The sequence below is a fragment of the Allobosea sp. genome (assembly GCF_035944895.1).
In the GTDB taxonomy this organism is placed as follows: Bacteria; Pseudomonadota; Alphaproteobacteria; order Rhizobiales; family Beijerinckiaceae; genus Allobosea.
This window is the reverse complement of record NZ_DASZAT010000010.1, coordinates 952,445-967,955: the sequence shown is the minus strand read 5'-3', so window position 1 is coordinate 967,955 and position 15,511 is coordinate 952,445. Positions and strand designations below refer to the sequence as shown.

At 67.1% G+C, this 15,511-nt stretch carries 13 protein-coding genes; 11 read left to right on the top strand and 2 right to left on the bottom strand.

What is annotated here, in order from left to right:
• Positions 1 to 38: 38 nt before the first annotated feature.
• Both VGV58_RS20285 and VGV58_RS20280 read right to left on the bottom strand, forming a co-directional pair.
• Positions 39 to 3,887, bottom strand: a complete 3,849-nt coding sequence (locus VGV58_RS20285) for a hydantoinase B/oxoprolinase family protein (RefSeq protein ID WP_326875826.1) — start codon at positions 3,885 to 3,887, stop codon at positions 39 to 41.
• Positions 3,884 to 4,669, bottom strand: coding sequence for an IclR family transcriptional regulator (locus VGV58_RS20280; RefSeq protein WP_326875825.1), 786 nt, complete (start codon positions 4,667 to 4,669; stop codon positions 3,884 to 3,886). Before VGV58_RS20280 ends, VGV58_RS20285 begins: the two co-directional genes overlap by 4 nt.
• 403 nt (positions 4,670 to 5,072) lie before the next feature.
• On the opposite strand from VGV58_RS20280, the gene VGV58_RS20275 reads away from it, so the two are divergent.
• Genes VGV58_RS20275 through VGV58_RS20225 form a run of 11 tightly spaced genes read left to right on the top strand, consistent with a single transcriptional unit; the run spans position 5,073 to position 15,387 of the window.
• Positions 5,073 to 5,765 (top strand): MtnX-like HAD-IB family phosphatase, encoded by a 693-nt coding sequence (locus VGV58_RS20275; RefSeq protein WP_326875824.1) that lies wholly within the window; start codon positions 5,073 to 5,075, stop codon positions 5,763 to 5,765.
• Positions 5,758 to 7,206 carry an aspartate aminotransferase family protein gene (locus VGV58_RS20270; protein WP_326875823.1) on the top strand — a complete coding sequence of 483 codons (1,449 nt, stop codon included), beginning with the start codon at positions 5,758 to 5,760 and terminating at the stop codon, positions 7,204 to 7,206. The genes VGV58_RS20275 and VGV58_RS20270 overlap by 8 nt, the downstream gene beginning before the upstream one ends.
• A gap of 16 nt (positions 7,207 to 7,222) precedes the next feature.
• The gene (locus tag VGV58_RS20265) at positions 7,223 to 8,146 is read left to right on the top strand and encodes an arginase family protein (RefSeq protein ID WP_326875822.1); all 924 of its coding nucleotides are present in this window, start codon (positions 7,223 to 7,225) and stop codon (positions 8,144 to 8,146) included.
• A complete protein-coding gene (locus VGV58_RS20260; protein ID WP_159650120.1) occupies positions 8,143 to 8,505 on the top strand; it encodes an EamA family transporter in 363 nt (120 codons plus the stop codon). Before VGV58_RS20265 ends, VGV58_RS20260 begins: the two co-directional genes overlap by 4 nt.
• A gap of 13 nt (positions 8,506 to 8,518) precedes the next feature.
• Positions 8,519 to 9,364 (top strand): alpha/beta hydrolase, encoded by an 846-nt coding sequence (locus VGV58_RS20255; RefSeq protein WP_326875821.1) that lies wholly within the window; start codon positions 8,519 to 8,521, stop codon positions 9,362 to 9,364.
• Entirely contained in the window at positions 9,361 to 10,521 is a 1,161-nt protein-coding gene (locus tag VGV58_RS20250; RefSeq protein ID WP_326875820.1) for a GNAT family N-acetyltransferase, read from the top strand. The genes VGV58_RS20255 and VGV58_RS20250 overlap by 4 nt, the downstream gene beginning before the upstream one ends.
• On the top strand, positions 10,518 to 10,910 hold the full coding sequence (locus VGV58_RS20245) for a DMT family transporter (RefSeq protein ID WP_326875819.1): 393 nt from the start codon (positions 10,518 to 10,520) through the stop codon (positions 10,908 to 10,910). The genes VGV58_RS20250 and VGV58_RS20245 overlap by 4 nt, the downstream gene beginning before the upstream one ends.
• The gene (locus tag VGV58_RS20240; protein WP_326875818.1) at positions 10,907 to 11,341 is read left to right on the top strand and encodes a DUF2147 domain-containing protein; all 435 of its coding nucleotides are present in this window, start codon (positions 10,907 to 10,909) and stop codon (positions 11,339 to 11,341) included. Before VGV58_RS20245 ends, VGV58_RS20240 begins: the two co-directional genes overlap by 4 nt.
• Positions 11,342 to 11,381: 40 nt before the next feature.
• Entirely contained in the window at positions 11,382 to 13,109 is a 1,728-nt protein-coding gene (locus VGV58_RS20235) for a sensor histidine kinase (RefSeq protein WP_326875817.1), read from the top strand.
• Complete coding sequence (locus tag VGV58_RS20230; RefSeq protein ID WP_326875816.1) at positions 13,106 to 14,482, top strand: sigma-54-dependent transcriptional regulator; 1,377 nt, start codon at positions 13,106 to 13,108, stop codon at positions 14,480 to 14,482. Before VGV58_RS20235 ends, VGV58_RS20230 begins: the two co-directional genes overlap by 4 nt.
• Positions 14,483 to 14,505: 23 nt before the next feature.
• On the top strand, positions 14,506 to 15,387 hold the full coding sequence (locus VGV58_RS20225; RefSeq protein WP_326875815.1) for a MipA/OmpV family protein: 882 nt from the start codon (positions 14,506 to 14,508) through the stop codon (positions 15,385 to 15,387).
• Positions 15,388 to 15,511 lie beyond the last annotated feature (124 nt).

The window sequence follows — 15,511 nt, the reverse complement described above, 5'->3', positions numbered from 1 at the left end:
CCCCTCATTTGCCCCTACGGGCTTGTCTGTTCGATCTGTCAGGCAACAAGGATGCCGGTCTTGGCTTCGCCGACATCCTGGGAGGCATGGGCGGCATGCATGCCGTAGTCGCGCTTCGCCGCTTCCGGCGAGACGAGGCCGAGCGCGATGTCGCGGGCGATCGCCTCGCGGGAGCGCTCGGCGGCCGGGCCGTAGCCGGCGCCGCCGGCGAGCACGAGCTCGACGATCTCGTGCGGCTGCTTGACCTGGACGAGCTCGCCGGTACCGACGTCCTTCAGCACATGGCCCTGCTCGTCGATGACCCGGCCGGAGGCACCACCGCCGGCCTTGCCGTCGAACAGGCCCGGGATCGGGTTGTTGACCCCCTCCGGATAGAGCGAGACCAGCGTCGGCAGGCCGTCATCGGAGAGCTTGCGCAGGCGCACCCGCTGCCCGAGGCCGCCGCGCTGGCGGCCGGCGCCGCCGGAGTCGGTGAGGTAGGTCTTCTCGACCACCAGCACCGGCACGCGCGATTCGAAGGTCTCGATCGAGGTGTTGGCCGCCGAGGTCGGGTAGAGCAGGCCCGACTTGCCGTCGCCATGGGCCGAGCCGCCCTGGCCGCCGCCGACGAAGAGCATGTCGGAATAGGTGTCGCCGGCCTGGTCGCGGCCATAGACGCTCGCCGCCACCGGCAGGCCGGTAAAGGCCTGGACTTGGCGAGGTGCCGCCTGTGACAAGGCGCGGAAGATGTTCGGCGCGAGGTACCAGCCGGTGCGGGTGCGCAGGTTGACCGCCAGCGGCTTGTCGCAGTTCAGGATCGAGCCCTTGGGCGCATCGATCGAGAAGGCGCGGTAGCAGCCGGCATTGCCGCGCACCGACGGCGTCAGCATGCATTTCAGCGGGTAGGTGGCGTGCGCCATCGTGTAGTTGAGCGTGCAGTTCAGCCCGCCCTGCGGCAGCTGCGGCGGCGCGCCGGCGAAGTCGAGATGGATGGTGTCGTCCTTGACCGTCAGCGCCAGCGGATAGGTCATCGGCGTGCCGAGCGGGTTGTTCGAGACGGTGCCGTGATAGGTGCCGTCCGGCAGCGCGCGGATCGCCTCGCGCATCGCCTTCTCGGAGCGGCTCTGCACGACATGGGCGAGTGCCCTGAGGTCCTGCATGCCGTAATCGGTGAGGAAGGATTGCAGTCGCTCGGCGCCGATCGCATTGGCGGCGACGAAGGAATGGAGGTCGCCGAGCACCTGCTCGGAATTGCGCACGTTCTCAGCCAGCAGGCGGACCAGCGTCTCGTTGATCCTGCCGGCCTCGTAGAGCTTCATCGGCGGGATCTGGAAGCCTTCCTCGTAGATCTCGCGGGCCCGCAACGAGTCCTTGGTGCCGCCGATGTCGGAGACATGGCCGACCGTGCCCATCAGGCCGACGACGCGGTTCCCCAGGAAGACCGGGGTCACGATGGCGATGTCGAAGAGATGGCCGGCGCAGAGCCAGGGGTCGTTGGTGATCAGCACGTCGCCGGGCTTCAGCGTATCAGCCGGGTAGCGCTCCAGCAGGGCTTTCACCGCGCGCGGCAGCGTCAGGTTGAAGACCGGCATGGCGCGGGGCGAATGCGCCAGCGTCTCGCCTTCGGGGTCGAGCAGCTCGCAGGCGAAGTCCTGCGCCTCCGAGATCACCAGCGAGAAGGCGGTGCGGCAGACGGTCAGCCACATCTCCTCGACGACGTTGATCATCCGGCTCCACATGATCTCCAGCGAGATCGGATCGGCCTCGATGCGGCGCGCGGCTTCCGCCAGCGGCATGTCGGCGGTGATCGTGGTCTCGGCGGCACTGGCCTGGCCGACATGGACGATCAGGTTCAGGACATCGTCGATGCTGACACTGTCGCCGGGCGGGACGATCGTGGTCGCCTCGCGCTCCTCGATGATGGCCGGCCCCTTGATGGTGTCGCCGGCACGCAGGGCGTAGCGGTCATAGACCTCGGCCTCGCTCCACCCGCCCTCGAACCAGGCGCGGCGGCTGCCCTTGACCTTGTTGGTGGCATCGCCGCCACCAGCCGCGCCGGAGAGCGAGAGCGTCGGCACCGGACCGGCGCAGCGGACGCGGAAGTTGATCGCCTCCAGCCGTGCGCCCTCATAGACCGAGGTGTAGCGGGCGGAGTAAGTCTTGCTGAAGGCGGCGCGGATCGCCTCCAGGCTTGAGGTATCGATGGTGCCTGACGGCAGCGGCACGGAAATGTCGTGCATCTGGCCGACGAGGCGCATGTCGGCCGAGCGCTCGACCGTGACATCGGCGGGCTTCACGCCGGCCTCGATCAGGTGCTTGCGGCCCTCTTCTTCCAGCTCGGTCAGCACACGGTTCACCGCGGCGGCGTCGAAGCCTTCCGAGAACTCGACCGGCAGCGAGCGCACCTGATCGAAGGAGAGCGGCGCGGCGAGGAAGCCGAGTGCCGAGGCCGCGCCGGAGGCCGGCGGGATGATGACCTGCTTGACGCCGAGCACGCGGGCGACGTCGACCGCATGGGCCGGGCCGGCGCCGCCGAAGCCGACCATGGCGTAATGGCGGGGGTCCTTGCCCTTCTCGACGAGATGGACGCGGGCGGCGGCGCCCATGCTCTCGACCACGACCTTGTGGATGCCCCAGGCGGCTTCCTCGATCGAGAGCCCGAGCGGCTCGGCGACGGTCGAGACGGCCTTGCGGGCGGCCTCCAGATCGAGCGCCATGCGCCCGCCGAGGAAGAAGCCGGGATCGTAATAGCCGAGCACGAGATTGGCGTCGGTGACGGTCGGCTTCACGCCGCCCATGCCGTAGCAGGCCGGGCCGGGGTCGGAGCCGGCCGAATGCGGGCCGACCTTGAGCAGGCCGACCTCGTCGATCGCCGCGATCGAGCCGCCGCCGGCGCCGATCTCGATCATGTCGATCACCGGCGCCTTGATCGGCAGACCGGAGCCCTTGGCGAAGCGGTTGACACGACCGGCTTCCAGCATCGGCGCGATTTCGGCGCGGCCATCCTCGATCATGCAGGCCTTGGCGGTGGTGCCGCCCATATCGAAGGAGATCACGTCCTTGTGGCCGGCGAGCTCGCCGAACAGGGCCGTTGCGAGGCCGCCGCCGGCCGGGCCGCTTTCGAGCAGGCGGATCGGGAAGGTGCGGGCGGTTTCGGGCGAGACCAGGCCGCCGGCCGAGTGCATCAGCCGGAGCGCGCCGGTGAAGGAGCGGGCGGCGAGCTCGCGCTCCAGGCGCTCCAGATAGCGCCGCATCAGCGGCTGGACATAGGCGTTGGCGGCGGTTGTGACGAAGCGCTGGTATTCCCAGATCTCGGCGACGACCTCGCTCGACAGCGAGACGGTGAGCTCCGGGCAGGTCTCGCGCACGATGCGGCCGGCTTCCTGCTCATTGGCGGGATTGCGGTAGCTGTTGAGGAAGCAGACCGCGATCGCCTCGCAGCCGGCGGCGGCGAGCTCGCGGGCGGCCTTGCGCACCGCCTCGGCGTCGAGCGCGGTCACGACCTTGCCGTCGCGGTCCATGCGCTCGGGCACTTCGAGGCGATGCTCGCGCGAGACCAGCGGGTCGGGGAAGGTCAGGAAGAGATCGTAGATGTCGTAGCGCTGCTCGGTCCCCATTTCGAGGATGTCGCGGAAGCCCCTGGTGGTGATCAGGCCGAGCTTGGAGCCCTTGCGCTCGATCACGGCGTTGGTGACGAGCGTCGTGCCATGGACGATGTCGCCGACATCGGCGAGCGTGATGCCGGCCATTTCGACGAGCTCACCGAGGCCGATCAACGCCGCTTCCGACGGGTCGTGCGGGGTGGTCAGGCGCTTGTGCAGCCGGACCGAGCGCTCTTGCCCATCATAGAGGATGAAGTCGGTGAAGGTGCCGCCGATGTCGAAGCCGATACGCCAACGATTGCTCATGGAGCAGTCTCCGAAGGTGAGAGGTTCAAGGGGAAGAAGCGCTTGTCCTGGGTCAGGGCCGCGATCTCGGCAGCGCCTTCGGCCAGGGAACGGATGATGGAAAGACGCTCGCCCGGCGCGACCGTCGCGGCCGGGAAGGAGATGCAGAGCGCGACCTCGTCGCCGGTGGTGGGATCGCCGAGGCCGACCGAGATGGCGCGCACGCCGCGCACGGCTTCGTCATGGGACTCGGCGAAACCGTTGCGGCGGGTCTCGGCCAGCCGCGCCAAAAGCTCGTCCATGTCGCGGGGCGCGGTTTCGGATGGCGCGATGAAGCCCTCAGGGTAGAGCGCACGGACCTCGGCGTCGGAAAGCCTTGCGAGCAAAGCGCGGCCGGTGCTGGAGGCGAAGGCCGGAATGCGGTCGCCGATCGACGTGACGACCCGCAGCGCATGCCGGCCGGGGTGAGCGGTGACGCCGATGATCTCGGTGCCGCGGCGCACGCTGATATAGCCGGTATGGCCGATCTGGTCGGAGACGCGCCCGACGACGGCGTCAGCGCGATCGATCAGCGATGCCGCGAAACGATAGAGCTGGCCGACCTGCGCGAGCAGCAACGCCGGGCGATAGCGCTTGCTGTCGCCGACCGTCTCCAGGAGCCCCTCGTCGCGCATTGCCCTGAGCAGGCGCGAGGCATTGCTCTTGGGCATGCCGAGGAGAGTCACGAGGTCGGTCACGGTCACGTCGTGACGCGTGCTGGAGAAGCAACGAAGCACATCTGCGGCTGCCGTCAGGATGGACATCCGGGTCGCTTCCAAAAAAGTTCCAAAAAATGGAACTTAAGTTGCAATTAAAGGAACAATACGCCGGCTCGACGATGAGTCAAGACGGTTTGTGTCGCCGGTGTGGCTCTGGTGGTTCGAATCGTTCGTGCGGGGGCAAGATCGGTTCTGTGGCGCGCTGGATGCTGGGCGGCCTTCACGAGACATTGTGGTCTTGCGACCTGCTCTGCCGCCGATGCTGCGCAATCCTCGGGCAAGCTCTCCGCTCGTAGACTGAGTGTGAGGCTCCAAAAAATGGAGCCATCTCCAAAAAGACGGGATCTTCAGCCTGGGATCTCAGCCTCTTCGTCTCGATATTTCAACGACTTGGTGTATGGCATGATGGTTGCTGAACGGCGCGCGGACTGGCTGGAGTGCTGCGGGCATGAATTGGCAGGCAATCGTCGATTTCGACGGGACCATCTCACGTGAGGATACGACGGACTGCGTGCTGCAGCGCTTCGCGGAGCCGGGCTGGGAAGAGATCGAGGCGGATTGGGTTGCCGGCAAGATCGGCTCGCGCGAGTGCATGGCGCGTCAGGTCGCGCTGCTGCACGCCTCGCCCGACGTGTTCGACACCTTCGTCTCCTCGCTGGCGATCGACTGGGGCTTTGCTGCCTTCGTGCGGCTCTGCCAGCGTGCCGGGATCCCGGTCACGGTCGTCTCCGACGGGCTGGACCGCACCATCCACGCGCTGCTGGGCCGCGCCGGCCTCAGCGGCCTCACCGTCGTCGCCAATCATATCGAGCCGCTGCCCGGCGATCGCTGGCGGCTGACCTCGCCGCATGCCGACCCGTCCGGGGGCTGCGCGAGCGGCACTTGCAAGTGCCGCGTCGCCAGCAGCCTTTCCCGGCCGCTGACCCTGCTGGTCGGCGATGGTCGCTCGGATTTCTGCGTCGCGGGCCAGGCCGACCTCGTCTTCGCCAAGAAGAGCCTGATCGCGCATTGCCGCGAGAGCGGCATCAGCCATCGCCCGTTCAACACCTTCTCGGAGGCCGTCGGCCTCCTCGAAACCCTGCTGTCGGAAACCTCGACGGAAACGGCAGCCCCTGCACGCAAGGACATGATCAATGGATGACGGCTTCACCCTGCTCGACCGCGCCGAGCCGGTCGATGTTTCCTCGGCGCCGGCGGCGACGCTGGCCGAGGAAGAGGCCCGCCTGCTCGCGCTCGAGGCCGAATACTGCTCGCATGGCGACACCGTCCACTACACGCAGTTCCCGAAGATCTTCTCGGGCTGCGAAGGCTCGTTCATGCTCGACGCGGCGGGCAACCGCTTCCTCGACCTGCAGATGTGGTACTCGGCCGTCAATTTCGGCTACGCCAATCCGCGCCTGAACAATGCGCTGAAGCGCCAGATCGACACGCTGCCGCAGGTGGCGAGCCAGTATCTGCATCGCGAGAAGATCGAGCTCGCGGCGATGATCGCCCAGGATGCGCAGCGCAAGTTCGGCACCAAGGGCCGCGTCCACTTCAATGTCGGCGGCGCCCAGGCGGTCGAGGACTCGCTCAAGCTCGTGCGCAACGCCAAGAAGGGCAAGAGCCTGATGTTCGCCTTCGAGGGCGGTTATCACGGCCGCACGCTCGGCGCTTCGGCGATCACCTCGTCCTATCGCTATCGCCGCCGCTTCGGCCATTTCGGCGAGCGCGCGCATTTCATCCCGTTCCCCTACCATTTCCGCGGCCCGAAGGGGATGAGCAAGGAGGAGTACGGGCATCACTGCGTGCAGCAGTTCGCCCGGCTGTTCGAGAGCGAATACAATGGCGTCTGGGACCCCAAGGTCGGCGAGGCCGAATATGCGGCCTTCTATGTCGAGCCGCTGCAGGGCACGGGCGGCTACGTCATCCCGCCGCCGAATTTCTTCATCGAGCTCAAGAAGGTGCTCGATCAGCACGGCATCCTGCTGGTGGTCGACGAGATCCAGATGGGCTTCTACCGGACCGGCAAGCTCTGGTCGATCGAGCACTTCGGCGTGCAGCCGGACGTGATCGTCTTCGGCAAGGCGGTCACCAACGGGCTGAACCCGCTCTCCGGCATCTGGGCCAAGGAAGAGCTGATCAACCCGACCGTGTTCCCGCCGGGCTCGACCCACTCCACCTTCAACGCCAACCCGCTCGGCACCGCCGTCGCGCTCGAGGCGATGAAGATGATGGAGGAAGAGGACTACGAGACCATGGTCATGGCCAAGGGCAAGTATTTCCTCGAGGGCCTGCAGGGGCTGAAGCGTCGCCACAAGATCGTCGGCGAGGTCGACGGGCTCGGCATGGCGTTGCGGATCGAGATCTGCGAGCCGCATGACAGCTTCACCCCGTCGAAGCGGCTGGTCGACCTGATGTGCGACGAGGGCATGAAGGCCGACCTCGAGGCCGGCGGCAAGCGCTATGGCCTCGTGCTCGACATCGGTGGCTACTACAAGAACGTCATCACCCTCGCGCCGGCATTGACCATGAGCTATGCCGAGATCGACCTCGCGATCGAGCTGCTCGACCAGCTCTTCGCCCGCGTCGCCAGCGCCTGAGCAGTGGAGACGGGCCTTGCGCCTGCGCGTGATCGATCTCGACGGTAGCGTGGCGGCTCAGGAGCCGCTGCGCCGGCAAATCGATGCGGGCCTCGCCGCCCGCATCGAGGCGGCGGATCTTGCTGGCGCCCTGCGCATCGTCGCGGGCCGCCGGGCCAAGGCCGAGCTGCTGCAGCGCCTTGGCCAACGCGACGGCGAAGGGCAGGGCGTGCCCGTCTTCTTCTACGGTTCCGGCGATTTCCATCACGTCACCTCGGCGCTGCTGAGCCGCGTCGAGGAGCCGGTCACGGTGGTGCATTTCGACAACCATCCCGACTGGGTCAGCTTCCCCGCCACGGTGAATTGCGGTGCCTGGGTCAACCGGGCGCTGGAGTTGCCTGATGTCCATAAGGTCGTGACGATCGGCCCGTGCAGTGACGATCTCGTGCGCCCGGAATGGCAGTTCGCAAACTTGCGGGCGGTGGCCGACGGGCGGATCGCGCTCTATCCCTGGCGGCACGCGCCGTCGCGGGTCTGGGGGCGTTATGGCGAGACCGCGAGCTTCCGGCAGGAAGGCGGCCATCTGCACTGGCGTAACCTCGCCGACGAGGACTGGTCGGATTTCCTCGACGAATTGATCGCAGCTATTCCGACCACGTCGGTCTGGCTGACGATCGACAAGGACGTGCTCGGGCCGGGCGACGCCTGCACCAACTGGGACCAGGGCGACCTGCCGCTGAGCCATTTGCTGGTGGCGCTCGAGCGGCTGGCGAGCGAGCGCCGGATCGTCGGCGCCGATGTCTGCGGCGACTGGTCGGAGCCGCGCTTCAGCGACCCGTTCCGCGCGACACTCGCCTATTTCGACCATCCGCCGCGCTTCAGGCCGACGCCCGAGCAACTCTCCGTCAATGCCCGCGTCAATGCGAGCCTGATCGACTGCTTCCAGCGGGTTCTGTCATGAACACGACGATCATCCTCTGGTTCGTGGCATCGATCATCTGCGACGTCGCCGGCCAGATCTTCTTCAAGATCGGCGCCGACCGGCTGCCGCAGGGGGCCGATTTCCGGGCCACTGCGGCGGCGGTGGCACGCTGCGGCTGGATCACCGCGGGGCTCGCGACCTATGTCGCCGAATTCTTCATCTGGCTGCGCATCCTGGCGGAAGTGCCGCTCTCGATCGCGTTCCCGATCGCCAGCGCCAATTTCCTCGCCATCTCCCTGGCCAGCGCCGTCTTCCTCGGCGAGCGCGTCGGCCGGCGGCAATGGCTCGGCTCCTTCCTCATCACTTGCGGCGTCATCATCGTCGCCAGAACAGCCTGACGGACATGTTCCGATGACCCAGCGCGATTTCAGCGTCCGCCTCGCCGGTGACCGCACCGGCTTCCTGCTCATCCACGGCCTCGGCGGCACGCCGGTCGAGCTGCGCTTCGTCGCCCGGGCGCTGCACCGCGCCGGCCATACCGTGCACTGCCCGCAGCTCGCCGGGCATTGTGCCGGGGAGGCGGAGATCCTCGCCACCGGCTGGCGCGACTGGACGCAGAGCGTTTTCGACGAACTCGAGCGCATGCGCGAAATCTGCGATACGGTGATCGTCGGCGGGCTCTCCATGGGTGCGGTGCTGGCGATGCATGTGGCCGCGCAGCGCCCAACCCAGGTCGATGGGCTCGCGCTCTACGCCCCGACCTTCTGGTATGATGGCTGGTCGATCCCGCGCTACGCCTTCCTGCTGCGCTGGTTCATCAACACGCCGTTCGGGCGGCGCTACCGCTTCGTCGAGCGCGAGCCCTATGGGCTGAAGGACACGCGCACCCGCGCTCTGGTGGTCTCGTCGCTGGCGAGCGGCGACAGCTCTGAGGCCGGCCTGCTCGGCACGCCTTCGGGCTCGCTGAAAGAGATGTGGGATCTGATCGCGGTCACGCGCCGCGAGCTGCCACAAGTCAAATGCCCGGCCCTGCTGGTCCATCCGCGCGAAGACGATATCGCCGACCTCAGCAACGCCTTCGAGATCCAGCGCAAGCTCGGCGGGCTCGTCGATGCGGTGATCCTCGACGACAGCTATCACCTCGTCACCATCGACCAGCAGCATGACATCGTGATCGAGCGCTCGCTGGCGCTGGCTTCGCGGCTCGCCAAGGCTCATCGCCCGGTGACGCCGCTGCGTGTCGTGGCAGCCGAATGAGCACGCCCGAAGGCCGTATCCTGGCCGGCATCGCGGAGATCGACGCTGCCGCCTGGGACGACTGCCTGCCCGGCGAAGCCGAATGCCATGCCTATTACAGCGCCTGCGATGCGATTGCCGAGCAGAGCGGCATCGGTCTGCGCATGGCGGCGGCTTGTGCGGAATCTGACGGCGAGGTCATCGCCGTGGCGCCGTTTTTCCGGCTGAACTACCGGCTCGACACGCCGCTGCAGGGCAAGCTCAGGAGCCTCGGCGACGCGCTGTACCGCCGCGTGCCGGGGCTCGTCACCCTGAAGGTGCTCTGCGTGGGCTCGCCCTATGCCGAGCGCTGCCATCTCGGCTTCTCGCCGAAGCTCGATGCCGCCGGGCGCGCCGCCGCCTTCCAGGCGCTCGCCGCCGCGCTGGAGCGGCAGGCCGCCGAGGAGAGGGCGCATCTGGTGGTCTGGAAGGACCTCGCGCCGGCCGAAGAAGACAGTGTCGGCGATGTGCTGAAGCAGGCCGGCTTCGCCCGGCTCGGCAGCCTGCCGATCGCGCTGCTCGACATGCCCTTCAAGGACGAGGCGGCCTATCTCGCCTCGCTTTCGGCGGCGACGCGCAAGGACATCAAGCGCAAGCTCGCCAAGGCCGGCGAGGTCCGCATCGCCTTTCACACCGACATCACCGGGCTGGAGCCGAAGATCGACGCGCTCTACGAGGCGACGCGAGCCCAGAGCGGGCTCGACTATGGCGAGCTCGAAGTGCTGCCGCCCGGCTATTTCGGCGCGGTCTCGCGCGCCCTCGGCGAGCGGGCGGTGTTCGTGCTCTACTGGATCGGCGAGGAGCTTGCCGCCTTCAACCTGCTGCTGGTCGAGCCTGACCGGGTGATCGACAAGTTCCTGGGCATGCGCTACCCGCTGGCGCGCGAGCACAACCTCTATGCCGTGAGCTGGATGGCGAATGTCCGCTTCTGCCTGGAGCGCGGCATCCACAAGCTCCAGAGCGGCCAGACGGCCTATGCCTCCAAGCTGCGCTTCGGCAGCCGGCTGGTGCCCTCGACCCTGCTGGTCCGGCACCGGCTCGCGCCTCTGCAATGGGCGCTGCGGTCCCTGAGTCCCTGGCTCGGCTTCGAGCGCTTCGACCCCGATCTTGCCGCAATCGCCCGAAAGAAGGCCGCATGAGCAGCATCTCGCCACCGGCTAGCAATGCATGGGGTCGCCAGCTCGCGATCTGGCTCGCCTTCATCGTGCTCGACACCGGCACGCAGCTCGCCTTCAAATGGGGCGCCGACGGGATCGGCGACATGGATTTCGGCCTCGCCATGATGGCGAAGGCTATCTCGCTGCCGGGCGTCTGGCTGGCGACGCTCGGTTATATCGGCGTCTTCGTCGTCTGGATGGCGATCCTGCGCGACATGCCGCTCAGCCGTGCCTTCCCGATGACGGGACTGGTCTATGTCACAGTTCCGCTGTTCGCCTGGTTCACCTTCGACGAGCACATCGACCTGGTTCGTGCAGGCGGCATCGCGCTGATCATCGCAGGCGTGTTCCTGCTCGGGGGTGACGAATGAGACGTGGATTTGGCCCTGGACTTGGCCTGGCCTCGCTGATCGCCGCCGCCCTGATGGCGGCGCTGCCAGCCCTGGCCGACACGATGGGCGGCATCGTCGGGCGCTGGCGCGATTCGGACGGAGAATCGGAGATCGCGATCAGCCGCTGCGGCCCGGCGCTGTGCGGCAAGATCGTCTGGCTCAAAGAGGAGCGGTTCGACATCTACAACCCCAATGAGGGGCTGCGGAAGCGCTCGCTGATGGGACTCCAGGTGCTCTCCGGCTTCAAGCCGGCCGCGAAGGGCGGTCTGGAGGGCGAAGGCTACAACCCGGCCGACGGCAAGACCTATCGCACGACGCTAGAACTCGACCGTTCCGGCAGTCTCGTGGTGCGCGGCTGCGTGCTCGGCGGCCTGATCTGCGACGACGACACCTGGTCGCGGCGGCCATGACGACGGCCGGCGGCCGAAGCTGAAGGAAACGAGATCCAGCATGTCGACGCGGATGGCCTCGCTCCGATTCAGGCTGGTGATCGGTTTCATGCTGGTCAGCGTGCCGGCGATGCTGGCCTCCGCCTTCATCGCTGCCAAGCTGATCTCGGACGCCTTCGAGGACAATGTCGAGCAATGGCTCGGCGATACCTCACGCTTCTTCGCGCTGGAGATCGCCGAGGCGACGCAGGAGGCGCAGCGCGTTGCCGGCGTGATCGGCCACCGGCTCGAGCAGTCGAGCGATGACCACAAGATGCAGCGCACTGTCGAGCGCGAGTTCGCGGTGCTGAACTCGGTCGGCTACGACCTGATCGCGATTTATCGTCCGGGCGGCGAGGTGCTGTTCAAAACACGCGATTTCAGCAGCCTCGCCCCATTGCCGACCGAGACCAGCCTCGGCCTGTTCCGGATCGAGACCGACGGCAAGCGCTGGATCATGGCGGGCGCCGTCCAGGCCGTGCAGATCGGCGGCCAGCCAGCCAATCTCCTGGTCGGGACCTGGCTCGATGAAAGCTCTTTCGGCGGCATCAAGGTGGTGACGGCGCTTGAGATCCGCTTCTTCGCCCTGTTCGACGGCAAGCCCGAACTGGTGATGCAGACGCATTCCGACCGCGCAGCCGTCGTGCCGGAGGCCATAAGAGCCAGGCTGGAGGCCGGAGAGGACGGCATCTTCGACTCCGATGCCGATGGCGGCGCCTACCGTGCCGTCTATGCGGGCCTGCGCGGCATTGACGGCCAGCTTGCCGCGATCAGCTTCATCGGCATGCGCAGCGAGGCGGGCTTCTTCGAGCAGCTCGGCCGGGAGAGCCTGTTCCTCGGCATCTTCCTGCTCGGCAGCGCGATCTCGATCGTCGTCGGCATCCTGACCTCGGATCTGCTGGTGCGCCCCCTGCGCGCGCTGACCCATGGCGTGCGCGCGATCGCGGCGGGGGATTTTGGCCAGCGCGTCTCGGCGGGTGGTGGGCGCGAGATCGTCGAGCTCGCCTCCGGTTTCAACGGCATGGCCGAACAGCTCGGCAAGCTGCAGGAGCTCGAGGCAGAGCTCAGGCGAAAGGACCGGCTTTCGGCGCTCGGCCAGGCGGCGATGGTGATCGCCCATGAGGTGCGCAATCCACTGGGGATCATCAAGACCTCGACGGAGGTGGTGCGCAACCGCGCCAAGCTCGGCGGGGCCGAGGAGAAGATGCTGGGCTATGTCATCGACGAGGTCCGTCGCATCGAGACGCTGGTGCGGGACTTTCTCGATTTCGCCCAGCCCAAGCCGCCGGCAAAGGTCGAGCTCCCCTTGCGCGCGGTGATCGATCGCGTAGGGGCCATCGCGGCGCCCGAGTTCTCCCGCCAGAAGATCGAACTCTCGGTCGATGATTCCAGTGGCGGCGCCACCGTCCTCGGCGACCCCGACCAGCTCTACCAGGCCTGCCTCAACCTCGTCCTCAACGCGATCGACGCGATGCCGGAGGGGGGCACGATCCATGCCAGCGTGCGTGCTACCGGGGAGAGCGTCTCGCTGACGATCAGCGACGAAGGCGCAGGCGTGCCGGACGCGATCCGCCCGGAGATCTTCAACCCGTTCTTCACCACCAAGGCCAAGGGAACCGGGCTCGGGCTTGCCAAGGTACAGACCGTGGCGGAAGCCCATGGCGGCAGCGCCACCTGCGTCTGCGAGCCGGGGAGGGGAGCGGCCTTCACCATCGCATTGCCGCGAGCGAAACCGGGGGCGCCGGCATGAGCCATTCCATCCTGGTCGTCGACGACGAGGTGCGGCTTGCCGACGTGCTGGCGGCGGCACTGGAGGACCTCGGCTTCCGCGCGACGGCCGTCCACAGCGCGCGCGCCGCGCTTGGCGAGCTCGAGCAGGCGCGCTTCGACCTGGTGCTGACCGACCTGCGGCTGCCGGTGATGGACGGGCGGGCGCTGCTGCGCGAGGTCCGCAGTCGCTGGCCGGAGGTGCCGGTCATCATCATCACCGCCTTCGCCGCGGTGCGCGACGCGGTCGACCTCGTCAAGGAGGGCGCGTTCGACTACATCGCCAAGCCCTTCGAGATCGATGACGTCTCGGCCACGATCAGGCGGGCGCTGCGCCTCGCCGATGTGGTGCGGGACAATGAAAGGCTGCGTAGCGAACTCGAAGGCCGCTACAGCTTCGACACGCTGATCGGCAACAGCGCCTCGTTCCGTCGTGTGATCGAGCAGGTCACCGAGGTCTGTGAGACAAAGGCGACCGTGCTGCTCAACGGCGAGAGCGGCACCGGCAAGGAGCTGGTCGCCAAGGCGATCCACTTCAACAGCCCGCGGCGCAACAAGCCCTTCATCGCGGTCAATTGCGCGGCAATTCCCGAGACCCTGCTGGAAAGCGAACTGTTTGGCCATGTGAAGGGCGCCTTCACCGGGGCGCTCGCCAACCGCACCGGGCGTTTCGCCGCGGCCGATGGCGGCACGCTCTTCCTCGACGAGATCGGCGACATGCCGCTGCCGATCCAGGCCAAGCTGCTGCGGGTGATCCAGGAGCGCAGCTTCGAGCCGGTCGGCGCGACCCGGACCCAGACGGTCGACGTCAGGCTGGTCGCGGCGACGCACAAGGACATGCGGCAGGCCGTCGACAAAGGCAGCTTCCGCGAGGATCTGTTCTATCGCCTCAACGTCTTCCCGATCCTGCTGCCGCCGCTGCGTGACCGCGCCGACGACATCCCGCTGCTGTCGTCGCATTTCCTCGCCGAGCTCGCCGAAGCGATGGGCAAGCGGGCGAGCGGGTTCTCGCCGGCCGCCCTGACTGCGATGGCCGCCTATGACTGGCCGGGCAACATTCGGGAGCTGCACAACTGCATCGAAAGGGCGGTGATCGTCGCCAAGACGTCAACAATTGATGCCACCGACCTGCCGCAGGACCTGTTCAGCACCACACGCCGCAGCGACCGCGACACCTTGCCCCGCGATCTCGACGCCGAGCTTGAACGGATCGAGCGCGATTTCATCATCGAGGCGCTCCGGCGCAGCGACGGCGTGCAGGTCAGGGCTGCGAAATTGCTAGGCATAGCGGAAAGAAGCCTTTGGCACCGCATTAAGAAACTCGGTATTAGGCTGGGCCGCGCCATCGCGGACTGACGACTCACGGGATGACCCCTTCCATGCTTTCTCTCGTACGTCGCGAAAGCCGGTCTCGACGCCGGCATGTCGCCGTCCTGGCCGGGATCGCCGCGCTGCTCGTCCTTTCGAACGGAGCGGTGCGGGCGAACGACGATGACGACGACGATGACGATACCAAGAAGGTCCTGACCGATCCGACGCCGGCCAAGGGCTGGATCGTCACGCTGGGTGGCTCCTTCCAGGTCGGCCCAAAATATGACGGGGCAAACTCGGCCGGGCCGTCCTTCATGCCCTCGTTGTCCTGGCGTCGTGCCGGCGAGCCGGCCGGCTTCAGCGCTCCGGACGACAGCTTCGACTATGCGATCTACGATACCGACCGCTTCGATGTCGGCGTCGTCGGCAATTATCGCTCCGGCCGTTATTCGGGCTCGAGCATCCGGCTTCTGGGCATGCGCGACGTGCCCTGGGCGATCGAGGCTGGCGTCTTCGCCGAGTACTGGGTCATTCCCGAGCGGCTGCGCACCCGCGTCGAGGTCCGCCAGGGCTTCAACGGCCACCATGGCGTGGTCGCCGACTTCTCGGCCGACTGGGTCGAGCGCTTCGGCGCCTTCACCTTCGCGGTCGGTCCGCGCGCCTCGCTCGGCAGCGCTTCCTATATGCGCAGGAACTTCGGCGTTCTCCCGGGCGAAGCCGCGCTCAACGGCACGATCCAGGCCTACAAGCCCGGCGCCGGCGCCAAATCGGTCGGTCTCGCCTCGTCGCTGGAATATGCGTGGTCGCCGAGCTTCTCGACCACGCTGTTCGCCCGCTATGACCGCCTGGTCGGGGATGCCGGCAACTCGCCGCTCGTCGAGCAGCTCGGCCAGCGCAACCAGTTCTCGGTCGGCATCGGCGCGAGCTATTCCTTCCACGTCGGCGGCTGAGGCCGATCGGCGGAGGCTTGGAGCAGGATGCGAAAAAGTGGGAACCGGTTTTTCGCTGTGATCCTGCTCTAACTCTTTGATGAGAGACGGATTCAGATTTCAGATGGCATCGCCAGGCGATTCC